Source organism: uncultured Paraglaciecola sp. (assembly GCF_963977085.1).
Lineage (GTDB): Bacteria > Pseudomonadota > Gammaproteobacteria > Enterobacterales > Alteromonadaceae > Paraglaciecola.
Genome location: NZ_CAXBNC010000008.1, coordinates 44,477 through 61,573, shown reverse-complemented (window position 1 = coordinate 61,573; position 17,097 = coordinate 44,477). Strand labels below are relative to the sequence as shown.

The 17,097-nt window shown below is 40.4% G+C and carries 13 protein-coding genes; 3 read left to right on the top strand and 10 right to left on the bottom strand.

Features of this window, described 5'->3' with window-relative positions:
* Nucleotide 1 precedes the first annotated feature (1 nt).
* The 10 genes from AAC000_RS11390 to AAC000_RS11345 all read right to left on the bottom strand — a co-directional run bounded on the left by AAC000_RS11390 (nucleotide 2) and on the right by AAC000_RS11345 (nucleotide 12,159).
* Nucleotides 2-646 (bottom strand): energy transducer TonB, encoded by a 645-nt coding sequence (locus AAC000_RS11390; RefSeq protein ID WP_339722784.1) that lies wholly within the window; start codon nucleotides 644-646, stop codon nucleotides 2-4.
* 6 nt (nucleotides 647-652) lie between these two features.
* Nucleotides 653-1,060: a biopolymer transporter ExbD gene (locus AAC000_RS11385; protein WP_339722783.1), complete on the bottom strand. Its 408-nt coding sequence runs from the start codon at nucleotides 1,058-1,060 to the stop codon at nucleotides 653-655.
* A 43-nt stretch (nucleotides 1,061-1,103) separates the two neighbouring features.
* Entirely contained in the window at nucleotides 1,104-1,628 is a 525-nt protein-coding gene (locus AAC000_RS11380; protein ID WP_339722781.1) for a MotA/TolQ/ExbB proton channel family protein, read from the bottom strand.
* A gap of 6 nt (nucleotides 1,629-1,634) precedes the next feature.
* Nucleotides 1,635-3,044: a MotA/TolQ/ExbB proton channel family protein gene (locus AAC000_RS11375; RefSeq protein WP_339722779.1), complete on the bottom strand. Its 1,410-nt coding sequence runs from the start codon at nucleotides 3,042-3,044 to the stop codon at nucleotides 1,635-1,637.
* 13 nt (nucleotides 3,045-3,057) lie between these two features.
* Nucleotides 3,058-3,825, bottom strand: coding sequence for a DUF3450 domain-containing protein (locus tag AAC000_RS11370; RefSeq protein ID WP_339722777.1), 768 nt, complete (start codon nucleotides 3,823-3,825; stop codon nucleotides 3,058-3,060).
* Nucleotides 3,826-4,143: 318 nt separating this feature from the next.
* Nucleotides 4,144-6,831 carry a TonB-dependent receptor plug domain-containing protein gene (locus AAC000_RS11365; RefSeq protein ID WP_339722775.1) on the bottom strand — a complete coding sequence of 896 codons (2,688 nt, stop codon included), beginning with the start codon at nucleotides 6,829-6,831 and terminating at the stop codon, nucleotides 4,144-4,146.
* Nucleotides 6,832-6,906: 75 nt separating this feature from the next.
* Entirely contained in the window at nucleotides 6,907-8,520 is a 1,614-nt protein-coding gene (locus tag AAC000_RS11360; protein WP_339722773.1) for a hypothetical protein, read from the bottom strand.
* Between the two features lie 252 nt (nucleotides 8,521-8,772).
* Entirely contained in the window at nucleotides 8,773-9,681 is a 909-nt protein-coding gene (locus tag AAC000_RS11355) for a porin (protein WP_339722772.1), read from the bottom strand.
* Between the two features lie 519 nt (nucleotides 9,682-10,200).
* Complete coding sequence (locus tag AAC000_RS11350) at nucleotides 10,201-11,469, bottom strand: inorganic phosphate transporter (RefSeq protein ID WP_339722770.1); 1,269 nt, start codon at nucleotides 11,467-11,469, stop codon at nucleotides 10,201-10,203.
* A gap of 12 nt (nucleotides 11,470-11,481) precedes the next feature.
* Nucleotides 11,482-12,159 (bottom strand): TIGR00153 family protein, encoded by a 678-nt coding sequence (locus AAC000_RS11345; RefSeq protein WP_339722769.1) that lies wholly within the window; start codon nucleotides 12,157-12,159, stop codon nucleotides 11,482-11,484.
* A gap of 280 nt (nucleotides 12,160-12,439) precedes the next feature.
* Between AAC000_RS11345 and AAC000_RS11340 the strand changes: the two genes are divergently transcribed.
* From AAC000_RS11340 to ppx, 3 genes are all read left to right on the top strand, one after another.
* Nucleotides 12,440-12,943 (top strand): ACT domain-containing protein, encoded by a 504-nt coding sequence (locus AAC000_RS11340; protein ID WP_339722768.1) that lies wholly within the window; start codon nucleotides 12,440-12,442, stop codon nucleotides 12,941-12,943.
* Nucleotides 12,944-13,017: 74 nt separating this feature from the next.
* A complete protein-coding gene (gene ppk1, locus AAC000_RS11335) occupies nucleotides 13,018-15,099 on the top strand; it encodes a polyphosphate kinase 1 (RefSeq protein ID WP_339722767.1) in 2,082 nt (693 codons plus the stop codon).
* Nucleotides 15,092-16,633 carry an exopolyphosphatase gene (gene ppx, locus AAC000_RS11330; RefSeq protein ID WP_339722765.1) on the top strand — a complete coding sequence of 514 codons (1,542 nt, stop codon included), beginning with the start codon at nucleotides 15,092-15,094 and terminating at the stop codon, nucleotides 16,631-16,633. Before ppk1 ends, ppx begins: the two co-directional genes overlap by 8 nt.
* Nucleotides 16,634-17,097 lie beyond the last annotated feature (464 nt).

The following is a 17,097-nucleotide window of genomic DNA, read 5'->3' as shown; positions in this document are numbered from 1 at the left end:
TTTAGCCCCCAAGTTCGAATTTAACCCGCACTTCCACCCCAGATACTTCCATAGGTTCGCCATTTACGACGCGCGGTTTGTATTTATATTTTAAAGTGGCATCTAATGCCGCTTGCTCAAAAATGCCTTCAGGTGTTGCTTGTATCACCTTGGGATTAATCACTGAACCCAATTTAGACACAGTAAATTCAACGTCCACATAACCTTCAATACCACGCTGTAATGCCCTTCTTGGATACACAGCTGCAACACGCACTATAGGTAAAAACTCACCGTCTCCAGATTCCAAAGCAAGTCCACCATCAAGGGAAATATCAGCAGCCACGTCGGCGCCAAAATCCATACCGCTTGTGGCACTTTCTGGACTAGGTGCATCCATTTGCGGCGGCGCCATATCCGGTGGTGGCTGCTCTGGCTTAGGTGGTTTTTTAGGTTTTCTGTCTTTCTTTTGCACCACTTCTTCTTGTTTAACACGGACAAAATCCAGCACACTACCTTTAGGTGCATCCGTTAATGCGCTTCCACCACTTTGAATGAGTGACTGCATCAAAAAGAACAATGCCAAGGTAACAAACGCCGCCAATAGAATGGCTATAACTAACCTTGATAAAGTCTGTGGCATTGTTTTTGTCATAGTCTGCGGCATAACGACTTACGGCTCCTGCGCTGCTATAGAGACATCTAGGATTCCTGCTGCCCGGGATGCATCCATTACTTTAATCAATACGTCGGTAGTGGCTTTCTTATCAGCCTGGATTACAACAGTACCTTGTGGATTTTCAGCATATAAACGTTCGATATTGGCTTGTACTGCGCGTACATCCACTTTACGTTTATTGATCCAAATTTCACCTTTATCACTTATGGCCACTAAAATATTAGCGCGGTCTTTTTTCACTGCGGTAGCCGCTTCTGGGCGATTCACATCAATACCGGCTTCTTTAACAAAAGACGCGGTCACGATAAAAAATATCAACATAATAAATACGACGTCTAGCATAGGAGTCATATCGATTGTTGCTTCTTCTTCGTCCATCAAGTTTTGGAAATGCTGTTTCATATTATTCTCTTGTTACCCGGTACTCGGATTAAATTTTACGTTGCTAATGCTTTCGTTCTAGGCGCAGTAAATCTTCTAGACTCGCTCTTTCTTTTTTTGCGGTTCGTGCTAACCAAGTAGAAGCGAAGACACCAGACAAGGCGCCAACCATACCCGCCATAGTAGGGATAGTGGCCTTAGAGACACCCGACGCCATAGAGCGTGCGTTACCTGAACCAGAAATCGCCATCACATCAAACACTTCAATCATGCCAGTAACTGTACCCATCAAGCCTAGAAGTGGGCATAAGGCCACCAATGATTGGATGATAGGCACACCGGTACTGAGCTTTAAGGACACTCTAGAAATCATCGCTTGGCGAATTTGCTCGGCGTTCCATGATGAGCGCTCGGCTCTTGCCGCCCACTTAGCAATCACTGCGTTTTTGTATTGTTTGTGCGTGACAAACACATACATGGCGCGCTCTAAAATCATTAACCACATAACAAAAATCAAGCCACCAATGATCAGCAGAACTTGTCCACCGGTTTCGGTAAAATCGCGAATGGTTTCGAGAAATTCAATCATGATAAATTAAGCTTTATTGCTGCTAGTAGCGACACGGCCAGAAACGGCAGAACTAAGGGCTTCAGCGCGTTCGGCAATGACCCCAGCGGCTTGTTCTTGCAATATATAAACGATGTTTTTATTACGCGTATTTAACACTGCGTATAACAAGGTCATAGGAATGGCAACGACCAAACCTAATACTGTGGTCACTAAGGCAGTAGAAATACCACCCGCCATCAATTTAGGGTCACCGGTACCAAATAAGGTTATTGCTTGGAAGGTGTTGATCATGCCCGAAACGGTACCTAGTAAGCCCATCAAAGGTGCCACTACCGAAATCACTTTAATGATGCTAAGTGAGCGCCCCAACTTAGGCACTTCACTTAAGATAGCTTCAGTAAGATGTAACTCTAAGGCTTCAGTATCGGCTTCAGGGAAGTCATCTTTGGCTTTCATGACGCGGCCAAGAGAGTTGCTGTCTTTAAATGTACTGGACTTAAGCTGACGGTTGACCTTGGCCCCTTCAATAGACAAAGAGATAAAACGCCAAATGGCAATCAATAGTCCAACTAAACCTACCGCTAAGATGATGTAACCAACAGTACCACCTTGCTCTACACGCTCTTTTAAACTAGGAGCTTGCACCAACAATTTAAGAATTGAACCACCTGTTGGGTCTAGTCCAAACTCTACTAATTCACCAGATGAATTTTGCAGCGCCGCTGCACTGTCGCCATAACGACCTGCGGGTTGACGCACTAGCTCAGCAATTGAACCTGTAGTTCCGTTATAATCTAAATATTTTCCATCCGCCGCTAAAGCAAAAGGTCCAACTCGTAAGACTTCTTTGCTGACTTTGTTGCCACCCGCTTCGATAACATCAGTAGTGAATTTGGTGACCTTGCCTGACTCGGTCATTTCACGCTGCATTTCAAACCAAACGCGTTCAATTTCTTCGATGGAAGCCAACTTAGAGCTAGCACCCATTGACTGTGCTAAGTCATCTAAAAATTCAGCACGGCCAGGAATTTGTGCAGATATTATAGAGTTTTGAAATTTGCTTTTGGTGTCACCAGATACTTGTTGCAGCACACCAAACAACTCTTTCAAAGAACCTAAACGTTTGTTCATGGCTTCATTTAAGTCAGCCAGTTTAAACTCATTTTCTTCAAACTGAGTTTCCATTCTTTCGGACTCAGCAAGCGCGGCATCACGTGTTTGTTTGGCTTCGCGTAACATTTGGTCTTGCTCAGAACGCTTGGCAGAAAACTCTTTTTCACGCTGGGCGTTTTGTTTATTTTGCTCAAACTGGCCTTGCTCAAGTTGTTTTAATAATGCATCTAGATTTAATGCTTTATCTTCTTGAGCTAGCACCGCTCCCGAAACAAAACTAAGGGTGCTTATTACTACTAAATTTCTAAGGATATTATTCATGTTGATCAGGCCCTTAATCCGTTAACGCTACAGGTAGCATAAGAAGGTCTGGTGCGAGTTGTTTCTTCGCCATACGTAAGCCTTTAGTGACTTGGGTACGGTAACTAGAAGACAAGGCTTCCCACTGACGAGTTTGTTTATTCCAAGTGCCTTGTAAGCTAGCATCACGGGTTTGATAAATAAGTGCGGTACGTCCCACTCTTAAAAAGTCGACATCTCGTTCTTGACCATCAATAGTATGCAAACCACTGTAAGCTTCTAGGGTGCGTCCGTAGTCCATTTCAACTTGATAGGCTTCCATCACGCGGCGAAACTTCTCTGATGGTGCTATATCAGCTCTGTCCATCATGCTTTGTAATTCAGCAATACGGTTGTTTCTTTCCTGTGCAAGAAAAGGCACATCCAATTCAACAAACTGTGCAAGCCCCGTAATCATACGCATCATTAGCGGGGTGATTTGACGCTCAATAATGCTCACGCCATCAATAGACGCGTTTAAATCCGCCATTTCCTGCATTTGATTATTTATTTGTTTTTGCAATTGGCCGTTGTATACGTTCAATCCAACAGTTTCTTTATTGATAGCTTTAAATTGCTGTAATTTGTTATCAATTTGATCAGTGATACTGTTGATTTTTTGTTGGGATTTTGCTGCTGACTGGTTGATTTCAGTCGCTTTTTTTACAGCAGGCTCAAGAGCTTTTTCCTCTTGTGCCACGCTGTTTCCAGCTGTCAAAGAGATAGCGATAAACGCCGCAGAAATTTTGGTCAGTCGTGTCATACTTCAAACCCTAAAATGATTAATCAGCAAAAGGCTGATATTCAAAAACTGCGGAGAGGATAAGGGCTTTATGTGACATTAATATTACAGATAAATGACAGCAATATTAAGATGCTTTTATGCCTATCAAAACAAAGATGAGTTCAAAAATGGATTGGGTAATATAGTGGGCGTTAAGTAAGGGAGCTATTCGAGTCTAGCGTCGACTGACATATTTTACTATTAGCTATGATACAAATTCAGTTACCTCCTATGGCACTATAAAACCCGGCCATTGACCGGGTTTTATAGTGATAACACATTGATTAATAAGGCAGCTTAAAATTCATATGCGTAGCTTAAACTAACTGATGTACCTATCTCTCTGCCTCTGACTACTACATCTGACTGAGTCACTTCTTGGTCTTCTCCAAGCAAGTTTTTCAATTTAAATTTAATAGTAGAGTTGAAGCTAGGGTAATAAGTATACACAGCATCTAATGAGTGGAAAGGCTGTTCATAAGCGTCTTCTCTTCCCGCTACACCCGCTGCCAAAATCCTTTCTCCAGACACGTTGTAAACAAGTGAGCCTGAATGTTCACCATTTGCAGCGTCATAATTGAGTTGTAAGTTAACAACATACTCAGAATGACCTGTCATAGGTTTAGTTGGATTAGTCAAATTACCAGCAAGACTTGGATCAATTTCCGCTTCTGATTTACTTAATGTCACGTTACCTGAAGTAAAGAAACCATCAGAGATATAGGTTAAGTCGTGTAACCATTCTACTTCAACACCATAAACCTCTGCAGATTCACCATTAATAAAAGTAGCAGAATAATCTTCATCCCCAATACGTAATACTGTTTCAATCGGTGCACTTATGTCTTTATAGAAAGCTGCGATTGAATAGTTATCACCCGTTGAAGAATAACGTTCAAAACGTAAATCATAGTTCTTGATTGGGCTACTTTGTAATCCCACTCGTCCAAAAGTACGAATATCAGTGAGAGGATCAAAGTATGTCACCGATACTACTTCCCTTAGATCAGGACGAACAACGGTTTCACCGTAACTCGCGCGGATTTGATAGTCATCTCCACCGACATAAGTTAAGGCTAATGACGGATACAAGTCATCGGTAACTATGCTGCCTTCTTCTATTGTCTCGGCAGAATATAAACTATTAAGATCTTCTTGCGTGAAAATCAGACTAGATGTACCAATAGAGACTTGTTTAAACTCTTCGTAACGCACACCGCCGCTGATCCTAAAGAGGTTTTTGTAAAATGCATCGAATGAAGCATAAGCGGCATCAATTTTTTGCGCGGCTATATAGTCATCGGCATCTGGTGCACTTGGCTCATTAAAATCAACGAGGATCCTTTGACCATCAATAAAGTCATCGGTCAAATAACCACTTGCTAACAAGGCTGAAGAACTGGCGTCATTAACATCTAACGACAAACCCGTTTCATTATTTACAGCAAAGCTAGAAGTACTATAGGTTCTTGCTCTATCAGAAAAGTCATACCCAGTTTTAAATTCAAGATCAAAATCTTTAATACTGACAGGTAAAGACAAATTACCAGCATAAGAATTGAGTCGATCATCCATATCAGTGAAGGAATAAATGGCTCTGTTATCGTCACCAGTAATCTGTGAACCGTTATAAACACTATCTACGAAGTTGTCGCGAAATTTAAACTCCACATCAGTAGGGATATCTGTTCTTGCATGAGAGCGGGTATAATGCCAGTCGGCACCTAGGCCCCACCAATCAAGAAAGGTATGTTTACCGACAAATTGCGACACTTTTAAGGCACGCTCTTCATTGATAAATTGATGACTTCTGTTAGCTCGGTCTCCTGCAGCGATAGTAAACACAGAACTACCCGCAGGACTTTGCAATATCGACACTTCAGATTCATCTTCATTATCAGCTAAATATAGATTCGACCAAGATACTTCATGAGAACCCAGTCTGTAGCCTATATTTAACACACCACTGTAGCGTTCCGATTCAGTGGTTTTAAAAGAGTCTGAAACTGTATTAAAGCAAGATTTACTTGCTTGTTCAGCGGTATCAAGCTCTTCTTCACATTCGTCAGCCGTCACATCTTGAGCAATAACCCCAGTGCGAATTTCAGATGCATCCCAAGTTGTATCATAAGAGCCAGACGCCAGGAATCCCAGAGTTCCACCTAACCAATCCTCATCGATACTATTACCAATATTGGCTTTAAAATTGTAACTCGGATCGAGTGACTCCTCTTGCAATGCAAATTGACGAGGTAATGCTTTTAACAAATCATTATTAATAGCCACTGCCTGCTCTGATACAGTACCAGATTCATCATTTACCAAGTTATTTTTGGTAATGATATTACCCGTGCTGAAGTCGCCACGATACTGTGTTATTGCATCGCTAAGGATGGAAGGAATATCACCCCCTTGGCTGTTATAAGTATAACCATCACTTGCACTGGAATCGTAACCCAAACCCAATTCAAAACTGGCTACAAATTCAGACGGTACTGATTTGGTACGGATATCGATACTCCCACCACCAAACGCTGCAGGCATGGAAGGTGAGAAGGCTTTTTGCACTGACAAACTTTCAATAATACTTGAAGGAATGATATCCAGTGGTAAAACATTTCGCGTAAGATCAGGGCTAGGAATAGCTGCACCGTTCAATCTTGCACTTGAATAACGTTCACCAAGACCTCGAACGTAGATGAACTTTCCATCTACTAGGGTCAAACCGGTTACCCGGCGCAGTGCTGAGGCAGCATCACTATCGCCCGTTCGAGCCAGTTGCTCTGCACCTAAAATATCGGCTACAAAGGCTTGATTTTTACGTTCTTCAATAACTGCGGTGGCACTACCCTGAAGACGAGAACCAGTAGTAACAACCTCATCAAGCACTTCTTCTTGTGCTTGAGCAAGAACTGCACCGGACGTTACCCATAACCCCAGACTCACACCAAGGGTTAGTTTATTGAGTCTATATTGAGTTTTCATATTAGAATTCTGCTCGCTTTAAACCAAAGAATAGGCGCAAAATTTGCGCCTAATGATTTTCAATGGCTAATACCATTAGTCCTGTTCAGCAGCTGCAACAGCAGTCTCTACCCAGCTATACCAGTTTGAAGAAGTGTCTTGGTCGGACACAGCTCCAATGTATGCTGCTGAATCAAAGAAACTAGAATCTAAAGTACTCAAATCATTTGCAGTAACAGTCACATCTGTTGAAGCAGTAGCTGTTGCGAAACCGTTACTCAATACAGAAGCTGACGCTGAGATACGTTCGCTTCCAGCGGCATCAAACCAATCGGTCATCAATGTACCAGTAAGTGCAGCAGGTTCTTTACCACTATTAAAGGTGCCATCTGCGTCACTAAACTCAGAGTCACAAGCCATAACAGAGTTATTAAATGTAATGTTATCCGCTCCAATCTCACCGTCGCTAGAGAAGCTAATGCAATGAGTTTGAGTAGCAACTTCTTTCACTAGCAACACGTTGTATAAAGCAGCATTAAATGAATCATCAAATTTAAATGCGGTGGATGCATCGCCATCACGCACAGATAAGCCATCTGTAGTAATAACAGTTACGTTAGCAATAGTAGGATTTGATGGCGCTACTTCAGCAGAAGATGAACCTTTAACACCGTCAGACTCAAAACCACCATTACCCATGAAAACAGTTGCGCCATCACGAGTGGTTACTGTGCCATGTTTAATAAACAAGAATTGTGCAGCACCTTGCCATCCAGCATCAAAATCAAATGAGTCATCTTGCGTATCAGTCACCACTACGTGTTTGAGCGTAGTCGCACCACCAAAAATCTCGATACCGTCATCAAAGCCTTGGTGTATGTGGATATAATCAAACTCTGAACCAGAACCAACAGCATTAAGGGTAAGTGAATTCAAATCATCACCTTCGCCACCCACTTTAGGGCCTGAACCTGCATACCAAATTTTAGTCCATTTGATATTACCGCTAGAGTCAGCATTGTCGTTACCACCAAAGTAACTTGTGATACCTTCAGAAGGCACATTACAAGTGGCTGCGGCTCTTTCGGCATCAGTACATTGGTCTGTAACGCCGTTACCATTAATGATAATACCACCCCAATCAGCATATAAAGGACCTTGTCCTTCATCATCAAAGCGATCATAGGCCAATGCAGAAGTGAAAGTAATAGGTTTAGCAGCAGTACCTACAGCCTGAATTTTTGCACCACGTGCAATACGGATAATCGCTTCACCTGAATTAAATGCCAAAGTAGCACCAGGTTGTACTGTCATTGTAGGACCAGCAGAAGGCACAGAGAAACCTGCAGTGGTATCGCCGTCTTCACCAATTTGAAGTGCATCTTCAAAGAAATGTACACCTTCGTTAGGTAATTCAGCAAATGTGATGTTTGACGTGATGGAAATACTCTTACTCGCGAAAGAGTCATTGTACAAACAATCTAAACCATCAAACGTCCCTTCGACAGTTCCTGCATCACTTTCGTAGCTCGCACATACTACATCTTCTTCAGTAGTCGTACCTGTTGTATTATTAGAATTATTAACGCTATTGTCTGTAGAAGTACTATTATCATTAACAGTGGGAGTAACATTGATATCACCACCACAACCAGCTAAAGCCATAGCTAAAAAAAGTGCACTAATTTTAAAGGTATTCTTGATTTCCATTGTGTTCTCCAAATGCGAGTAATTTTATAAGAATTAAAAAACGCGAGAAGAGTAACCAAGGAGCATGACAGTTTTGTTACATAAACCACATGTCACAAAAGTTTAATATTAAGCAGCAATACCAATTTTCTTAACCTAGGGTCCGCCAATAACCTGTTGTATTTACTGAATATCAGACATAAAAAAAGCCATATAAAGTATTATATAGCTTTTCTGATACAACAAAATAGAGGTCAATATTTTCTATTTAAATTAGAATTTGTGTTCGAGTCCTGCGGCCAACCACGCTTTGTCTGCAGTCCCTTGGACACCCGTGTAGGTAAACCATGTAAAAGCCTTAGTTGCCTTGCCTAGTTTATAATCCAATCCAATTGTCACACTATTATCGTCTTTAAGTGATTGCAATTGACCTTTTAGTACTACTTTACTAATACTGTATGCAGCACTCACCAAAGCCCCTGTTTTTGAATCACCTGTAGCGATGGATTTTTGGTTATGTAATATCGCCCCTAGCACTAAGTCTGCAAATTTAGTCTGAAAGGACATACGTTGAGTGTCGTAACCTTTCATATAAAAATCGGCCGCTATTGCAGCATACCATCGACTGTTTTTAAGGTTTTTGTCACCATAAGCAATAGAATAGGATTGTGCGTCATGACCTGTCACCTCATCTTGGGCAATATAGGAAGCGCCAAATGTCACTCCATTAAACTTAGGAGAAAAATAAGTAATAGAATCCCCCATTCGGTTTTCACCTTGCCACAAGGCTTTTATATCTGCTTCATAGTGATTAAATTGATCTATGTTACCTTGGGTCTGCTTTAAAACAGTGTCATTTCTGCCTAGCAGTACAGTACCAAAGCCCCCTCTGAGTCCAACATACTGATTTCGAGCACTAAAATTGTCTGAGCCAGATTCATCTGTAAAGTCAACACGCCACTCTGCAACATAAAGTACTTCCAGGTCATTCTCTAAATCAAGTTTTCCTTTCACACCCAGTCGAGAATTGTTACTTTTTAATTCAGTAACTTGACCTTCACCTTCATCTGTTGATTGAACCGAAACATTTACCCTTCCGTAAAGCGTAATGGGGTCGGCAAAACTTGCCGCTGACATACAACTTGCGATCAAAGTCACCGATAATTTTTTACTCAAATTCATGGTTTTAATCTCTTTTAACAATCGATACCCAGTCAAACTTGTAACTTATTTTGCTGCTCTACCTGTAAGTTTAAGTTTTATGACACTTTTATGACAGTCTTATACACTAAAAATAACATGAATATCGTTTTATTATTCTCAGCGCTAAACTGATTATTCGTATACAGGGGATTGGCTTAAAAAAACCTAATAGTCTCCGACAGTTGCAAATGCTGAAACGTCAAAATTTAGAATTGATAATAAAGAAATCCTGGAGGCATTTGACCATCAAGGGTTAATCCCAGTTTAGTAGCCAATAGAAATTTAGCTCACCGAATCGAGAGTATAAAATTGCGATAGATGAAGTGATTTATCATGCCAGTTTAGGTAGATAATTTAATTAGAGCAGAAGTAAGACCAAACGTTATGAAACCATTGGATAAAATTTGTGTACAGGCATTTTACAGGTAAAGCGTTTACATACAAAAAAAGCCAGATAGCAATTAGCTACTGGCTTTTCTTTAACATCTAATATTTAAACTAGGGCGCGAATATACCTTTAATCATAAAGAAGAAGACTATCGACAGTCCAGCACCTGCAGGAAGTGTAATGACCCAAGATACAACGATATTTCTAACCACACCTAAGTTGATCGCTGCTATGCCTCTCGCCATACCTACACCTAACACGGCACCAACCAAAGTTTGCGTAGTTGAAATAGGTAAACCTGAACCCGACGCAATTACCACAGTACAAGCGGCTGCCAATTCAGCAGCAAAGCCACGACTTGGGGTAAGGTGAGTAATACCATTACCTATAGTTTTTATGACTCGATGACCAAACAACGCCAATCCAGCCACTATACCTACGCCACCAAGAGGCAATATCCACCAAGCTAATGCAGATTTTGCACCAATTTCGCCGCCGCTTTCCACAATACTTACTACCGCAGCTAAAGGGCCTATTGCATTGGCTACATCATTTGAGCCATGAGCAAATGCCATACAACATGCAGTGACTATCATTAGCACTGCAAACACTTTTTCGACATTAGCAAAATGTGTTGATCTATTAGCCTTTGGATCAATTTTTATACGCCTAATATATAGCCAACCAACTATCCCGATAAGCAGTGCTATACCAATAGCAATAACAAAATCTTGACCATTTGGGATATGTAATCCGACGTGTTTCAGACCTTTTTTTATCGTCACCAAAGCCATAACAAAACCGGCAAACGCCATGTAAAAAGGCACATATTTTTTGGCGTTATCGAAAGGGTTGTCGGTATCAAAAATAAGCTTTTGCGCAGATTGGAATATTAGAAAAGCAATAAAACCAGATATCGCAGGGGTAATAATCCAACTACCTACAATACCTCCGACTTTGCCCCACTCTACTGCATCTGCACTGACACCTACTGCGGCAAAGCCAACAATCGCACCAATAATGGAGTGAGTAGTCGATACTGGCCATCCAAGATAGGAGGCAAACGCCAACCAGACACCAGCAGCAAATAACGATGATATCATCCCAAAAACTAATAATTGTGGCGAGTCGATGAAAAATGCCGAATCTATAATGCCTTTGCGAATAGTCGAGGTCACTTCCCCACCGGCCAAATAAGCACCGGCAAATTCAAATACCATTGCAATAAAAATAGCTTGTTTGATGGTTAACGCTTTTGAACCAACCGAGGTACCCATAGCATTAGCTACGTCGTTGGCACCTATGCCCCAAGCCATTAAAAATCCAACAGCAGCAGCGACTACGATTAATATAAAACCGTAATTATTAATAATATCCATGGTGTGAATCTCTTAGTTGGCTAACATCAATTCGAGGCGAGAACCGACTCGTTCGGAAATATCGGCCAACTCGCCGACCCAATCAATAATGCTATATAAAAACATTACATCTACTGGATTAAGATCTTTTTCAAGGGCTAACAACCCTCTTCTCAGACTAATTTGCAACCTATCGGTATCGTCTTCAATATTGTCCAAGCGCTCAATCATATCTTCGACCAATCTTAATTCACGCCCTCTAAAACCAGTTTCAAGCAAGTCATCAAGTTCGTTTATGACTTTTTTAGCTTGGTTAGTGGCGTCTAAGCAGCGTTTTAAATATTCAAGAAAAGACTCGTGCAACTCGTTTGGAATGGCCAGTTGACGACCTAATATACGGCCTGAGATGTCTTTTGCTTTATTGGCTATTTTGTCTTGTTGAGTCAATAAGTCCAAAACGTCTTGGCGTTGAATTGGCATAAAAATACCCTGGGGTAAATTAATCCGTAATTCACGTTTTATCACATCAGCTTGCTTTTCCATCATTGAAATAGCTTTTTGTTTTTCTTGGGCCGTCTTCCAATCTTGGGCATAAACAGCCTCAAAGAAGGGCAATAATGCACGACTGCATTTATGTACAATATTGATGTGATCTTCTAGGGGTTTGAGCGGTGATTTGGCAAACACCCCCAAAAAAGAATTTATTGGCATAACTTTTCTCTTCGATTAAAACATAGTTAACGTTAGACTATTTTGAGGGTTCAACACACAAATTTGACCAACAGTTGCAACGCCGCATCTATAATAACATTTGAATATGGCATTTTGATTACATTGATTTGTTTCTATACACTAAAACATTCAACATAACCGCTATCTACTTACTTTTACTCTACAAATAATACCTTACATCCTAGATAGAATGTATTAGGCTATTTAGATGAGCATTGGGCTCTAAGCTTTTACTTTATTACAGATATGTGACACTTTTATGAAACCCATTATATTTACTTTAGTTGGAATCGACAAACCAGGATTAATCAGTGATTTAGCCAAAACTGTCTATGGGATGGGAGGTAACTGGTTAGGCAGTAACTTTTCACATATGGCGGGACACTTCGCTGGATTTGTGCAAATAGACTTACCTGAAGAACAGCACCCAGCTCTTATCGAAAAATTTTCAAAACACCCCGATTTAAAAATACATTTATTACCCGGAATCACTGAGCACCCGATAGAACAACAGAGTGTGCAAATAGACATTATGGGGAACGACAAAACCGGTATAGTGCAAGAATTAACACAAATATTAAGTCAGTTTAACTTGAACATTGTTAAATTTGATTCCTGCCTTGAAAGTGCACCTAATTGGGGCGGCGAATTATTTAAAGCAAAAACCATCATTACCGTGGCGACAGATTTTGATCTAGAAACCCTAAAGGATAAGTTGGAAAGCGTGGCAAACGACCTAATGGTCGACATTGAAATTCAGTAAACTAAGGTTGTTGTCATTAAATTGTCATATTAGCAATAGACGATTGATAACATTAAATATGTTAAGAGTGATGTATGCCCGATACCCAAAACATTTATTATCCTAAAGAACTTAGCTGGCTTTCCTTTAATCAACGCGTGTTACAAGAAGCAGCCGATGTAAACAATCCCATCATTGAACGTATACGTTTCCTCGGCATTTATTCAAACAACATGGATGAATTCTATAGGGTTCGCGTGGCTGATGTGAAACGCAAGATTTACATCCACTTAAACGAAGGTGAACTAGAAGAAGCAGAACAAACCAAACTATTAATGGAAAAAATCCAAGAAAAAGTCCTTGGCATGACCAATAATTTTGACCGTATTCATGCCTCTGTGGTGAAAGGGTTAGCCAGATATAATATATTTTTGCTCGGTGAAGAAGATCTTAATGACTATCACACCCAGTGGCTGAGCGATTATTTTAAAAATAAAATTTTACGACATATCGCCCCAGTATTATTAAATAAAAAGGTCAAATTACTTTCTCGATTAAATGACTTTGCAACTTATCTGTATGTTGGCATTCACAAAGATGAGAAAGCCATTGCTTACGCCACTATTGAAGTGCCAAGCCAAAATATGTCCCGTTTTGTGGTGATCCCCCCAGAAAAAAGCCGCAAAAAGAAATATATGATTTTGTTGGATGACATCATTCGTCTGAACTTGGAGAGCATATTTAAAGGCTTTATTGAGTTCGACTCTCTGGAGGCGTTCTCATTTAAAATGACCCGAGATTCCGAATATTCTCTTAACGATGAAATTGATGAAAGTTACGTAGACAAAATGTCTGAAAGCATGAAACAAAGATTGATTGCCGAGCCTGTTCGGGTGGTACACGACAGCAGAATGCCCAATGACATGCTCAAGGATTTAAAAAAGCGCTTAAAAATATCATCCTACGACAGCCTTATTTCCAGTGGCCCATACCGTAACTTTAAAGACTTTATAGGCTTTCCTAATGTTGGCCGTGATTATTTAGAAAACAAAGCCCTCCCCGCTTTAACCTCTAGAGATTTTTCTGACTACGACACAGTATTTGATGCAATAACCGCTAAAGATATCCTACTGCATTATCCCTACCACCGTTTTTTACATGTCACTGAGTTTATTCGCCAAGCGGCGTTTGACCCCAGCGTGAAGCATATTCGCTTAAATATCTACCGCGTAGCGAGCCAATCACGGGTTATCAGTTCATTGATTGATGCTGTTGATAATGGCAAAAAAGTCACGGTTGTGGTTGAACTACGAGCAAGATTTGACGAAGAAGCCAACATTCAATGGTCTAAAAAAATGACGGATGCCGGTGTGCAAGTGGTATTTGGTATGCATTCTCTGAAAATTCATAGCAAATTATGTGTAGTCACCCGAGAGGAACAGGGACAATTAATAAACTACGCCCATTTTGGTACGGGTAATTTCAACGAAAAAACAGCAAAAATATACACTGACTTTAGTTTATTTACCCGTAACCAAGAACTCGCTAATGAAGCAGTGGCTGTTTTTGCATTTATTCAGCAGCCCTATAGACGACAAAAGTTCCAACATTTGCAAGTCTCTCCACTTAATGCTCGCACAAAAATACAAGCATTAGTGCGCCAAGAAATACAAAACGCCAACGAGGGGCTAAAAGCTGAAATCATACTTAAAATTAATAATTTAGATGACAAATTATTGATTGATGATTTATATAAAGCCAGTCAAGCTGGTGTCAAAATAAAAGCCATTATTCGTGGTATGTGTTCCCTAGTACCTGGTGTAAGAGGTTTAAGCGAAAATATTAGTGTTATCAGTGTGGTTGACCGTTTTTTAGAACATCCTAGAGTCATGGTGTTTGAAAATGCTGGCGATTCTAAAATGTTCATTTCTTCTGCCGATTGGATGACCCGTAATATGGATTTTCGAATTGAAGTGGGTTGCCCAATTTATGACGAAAACTTAAAACGAAGAATAATGGATATACTAAATATACAATTTAAAGATACCCTGAAAGCTAGGGTAATAGACAAACAACAAAGCAACCACTACGTATCCAGAGGCAACCGTAAAAATTTACGCTCTCAAATTGAAATATATCGTTATCTAAAAGCACTTGAAAAGGACAAAAATGCCTAACACTAATAATGTACTTGATTCGACCTTCGATAACGTAGAAATAAGAGACAGTAGTAAGGTCGCAGCGTTAGACATTGGATCGAATAGTTTCCATTTAGTGGTGGCACGCATTGTTGCAGGCTCTGTTCAAATATTACATCGCGTTAAACAGAAAGTACGCTTAGGAGATGGCCTAGGAACAGACGGCTTATTATCTGAAGAGGCCATGCAACGTGGTTTAGATACCTTAAAAGTGATAGCTGAAAGTTTGCAGGATTTTGAACCTGAATCCGTAAGAGTTGTGGCCACTCACGCTTTGAGAAAAGCCAGTAACGCTAAGGCGTTTCTGAAAGCCGCGAAAAAGGTATTTCCATTTCCCATCGAGATCATCTCAGGCGCAGAAGAGGCTCGACTCATCTATCAAGGCGTAGCCCACACCAATCACCAGCAAGGGCAACGCTTAGTTGTTGATATAGGAGGTGGTTCAACTGAGTTTATTATTGGCGAAGGTTTTGAGACCAAGGCATTACGTAGCTTACAAATGGGGTGTGTCAGTTATACCAATCGTTTCTTTAAAACAGGTGAACTTAAACAAAAAGCCTTTTATAAAGCCATAACCAGTGCTCAACAAGAATTGGAGATGATTGATAAAAAATATAAACAGATTGGCTGGAAAACCTGTATAGGCACATCAGGTACCATCAAGATTATTATCGAACTGGCGGCTCAACTTGATAGTACCAATAGAGAAAACCATGTGTGCCTAACTGATTTACTCACATTGATGGAGTTATGCTGCGTAGCAGGAAACAGTAAAGATCTACAGATTCAAGGTATCACTGATGATCGCCGCCCAGTTTTTGCTGCAGGTTTAGCCATTTTAATTGCTGCGTTCAAAAGTTTAGATATTCAAGAAATGGAATTTTCACAAGATGCACTACGTGAAGGTGTACTCTATGAAATGGAAGAGCACCTAACCCATCCCGATATCAGGCAACGCAGCGCAGAAAGTTTAGCCACCCGTTATGACGTTGACGTAGAGCAAGCGAAGCGAGTGCTCACCACTACTATGTCCTTACATCAGCAATGTAAGAAAGCATGGAAAATCGACGATAAAGAGCTAAAAAACATGTTAGCTTGGGCAGCCTTGTTACATGAAGTCGGTTTACAAATTAATACCCGCGGAATTCAGCGCCATTCTGGTTATATTTTACAAAATATCGAATTACCCGGATTTGGACAAGAACAACAAAACTTATTAGCCACCTTAGCTAGGTTTTATCGAAAAAAAATCAAGGTTGCGGAAATCCCTGAATTTACTCTTTTAGCGCAAGATCAAGTGTATAAACTTATTGCCTTATTGCGCTTGGGTGTGTTGCTTAACATAAAACGTCAAGATGACATTTTACCTGAGTTTTCAGTGCAAGCCGAAGGAGACAAAATACACATTCAATTTCCAGATGCATGGCTAGAACAAAAGCCCGTATTTGGAGCGGATATTGAAAGTGAAAGTGAATACATCAAGGAGTTAGGGTTGCAGTTAAGCTACAAATAATTACAACTTTTAATCTGCTGATGTTACTTCGGCCACATTGCTGGGTTGCTATCAACACAATAAGGTCGCAAATAGATTAACCAAAACTCAAATTAACATGATTTTTTATGACATAGTCAGTACCTAACCCGACAGAGATTATGTGCCATTTGCCCGTCATTCCAGTAGTCATTTAAACTAGAATCATTCAGTAGTGAAAAGCAAAAGAATTTTAATTACGGAGTAAACAGAGGAAAAATTAAAAGCAGCACGAAACAGACTAAATCAGCATGAAGCTGAGTGGAGCAGAAAAAGATAAAACAGTAGATAACTTGAAGTTGCTCTGGCTTTAAAGTTTGATTTGAATCTGATTCCGATATTCATGAATCTGCCCCCGATATTCGCAGGTAGGTCATCAAATCATAGATAGGTGCAACCCATAGATTTTTGAAACATTTTTGGTGCAGCTAAAATATGTAAATGAA

Coding starts and splice junctions, on each gene's coding strand:
- AAC000_RS11375 (WP_339722779.1), bottom strand. CDS start 3,044: ATGAATAATATCCTTAGAAATTTAGTAGTAATAAGCACCCTTAGTTTT.
- AAC000_RS11340 (WP_339722768.1), top strand. CDS start 12,440: ATGAAACCCATTATATTTACTTTAGTTGGAATCGACAAACCAGGATTA.
- ppk1 (WP_339722767.1), top strand. CDS start 13,018: ATGCCCGATACCCAAAACATTTATTATCCTAAAGAACTTAGCTGGCTT.
- AAC000_RS11360 (WP_339722773.1), bottom strand. CDS start 8,520: ATGGAAATCAAGAATACCTTTAAAATTAGTGCACTTTTTTTAGCTATG.
- AAC000_RS11380 (WP_339722781.1), bottom strand. CDS start 1,628: ATGATTGAATTTCTCGAAACCATTCGCGATTTTACCGAAACCGGTGGA.
- AAC000_RS11385 (WP_339722783.1), bottom strand. CDS start 1,060: ATGAAACAGCATTTCCAAAACTTGATGGACGAAGAAGAAGCAACAATC.
- AAC000_RS11365 (WP_339722775.1), bottom strand. CDS start 6,831: ATGAAAACTCAATATAGACTCAATAAACTAACCCTTGGTGTGAGTCTG.
- AAC000_RS11390 (WP_339722784.1), bottom strand. CDS start 646: ATGCCGCAGACTATGACAAAAACAATGCCACAGACTTTATCAAGGTTA.
- AAC000_RS11355 (WP_339722772.1), bottom strand. CDS start 9,681: ATGAATTTGAGTAAAAAATTATCGGTGACTTTGATCGCAAGTTGTATG.
- ppx (WP_339722765.1), top strand. CDS start 15,092: ATGCCTAACACTAATAATGTACTTGATTCGACCTTCGATAACGTAGAA.
- AAC000_RS11345 (WP_339722769.1), bottom strand. CDS start 12,159: ATGCCAATAAATTCTTTTTTGGGGGTGTTTGCCAAATCACCGCTCAAA.
- AAC000_RS11370 (WP_339722777.1), bottom strand. CDS start 3,825: ATGACACGACTGACCAAAATTTCTGCGGCGTTTATCGCTATCTCTTTG.
- AAC000_RS11350 (WP_339722770.1), bottom strand. CDS start 11,469: ATGGATATTATTAATAATTACGGTTTTATATTAATCGTAGTCGCTGCT.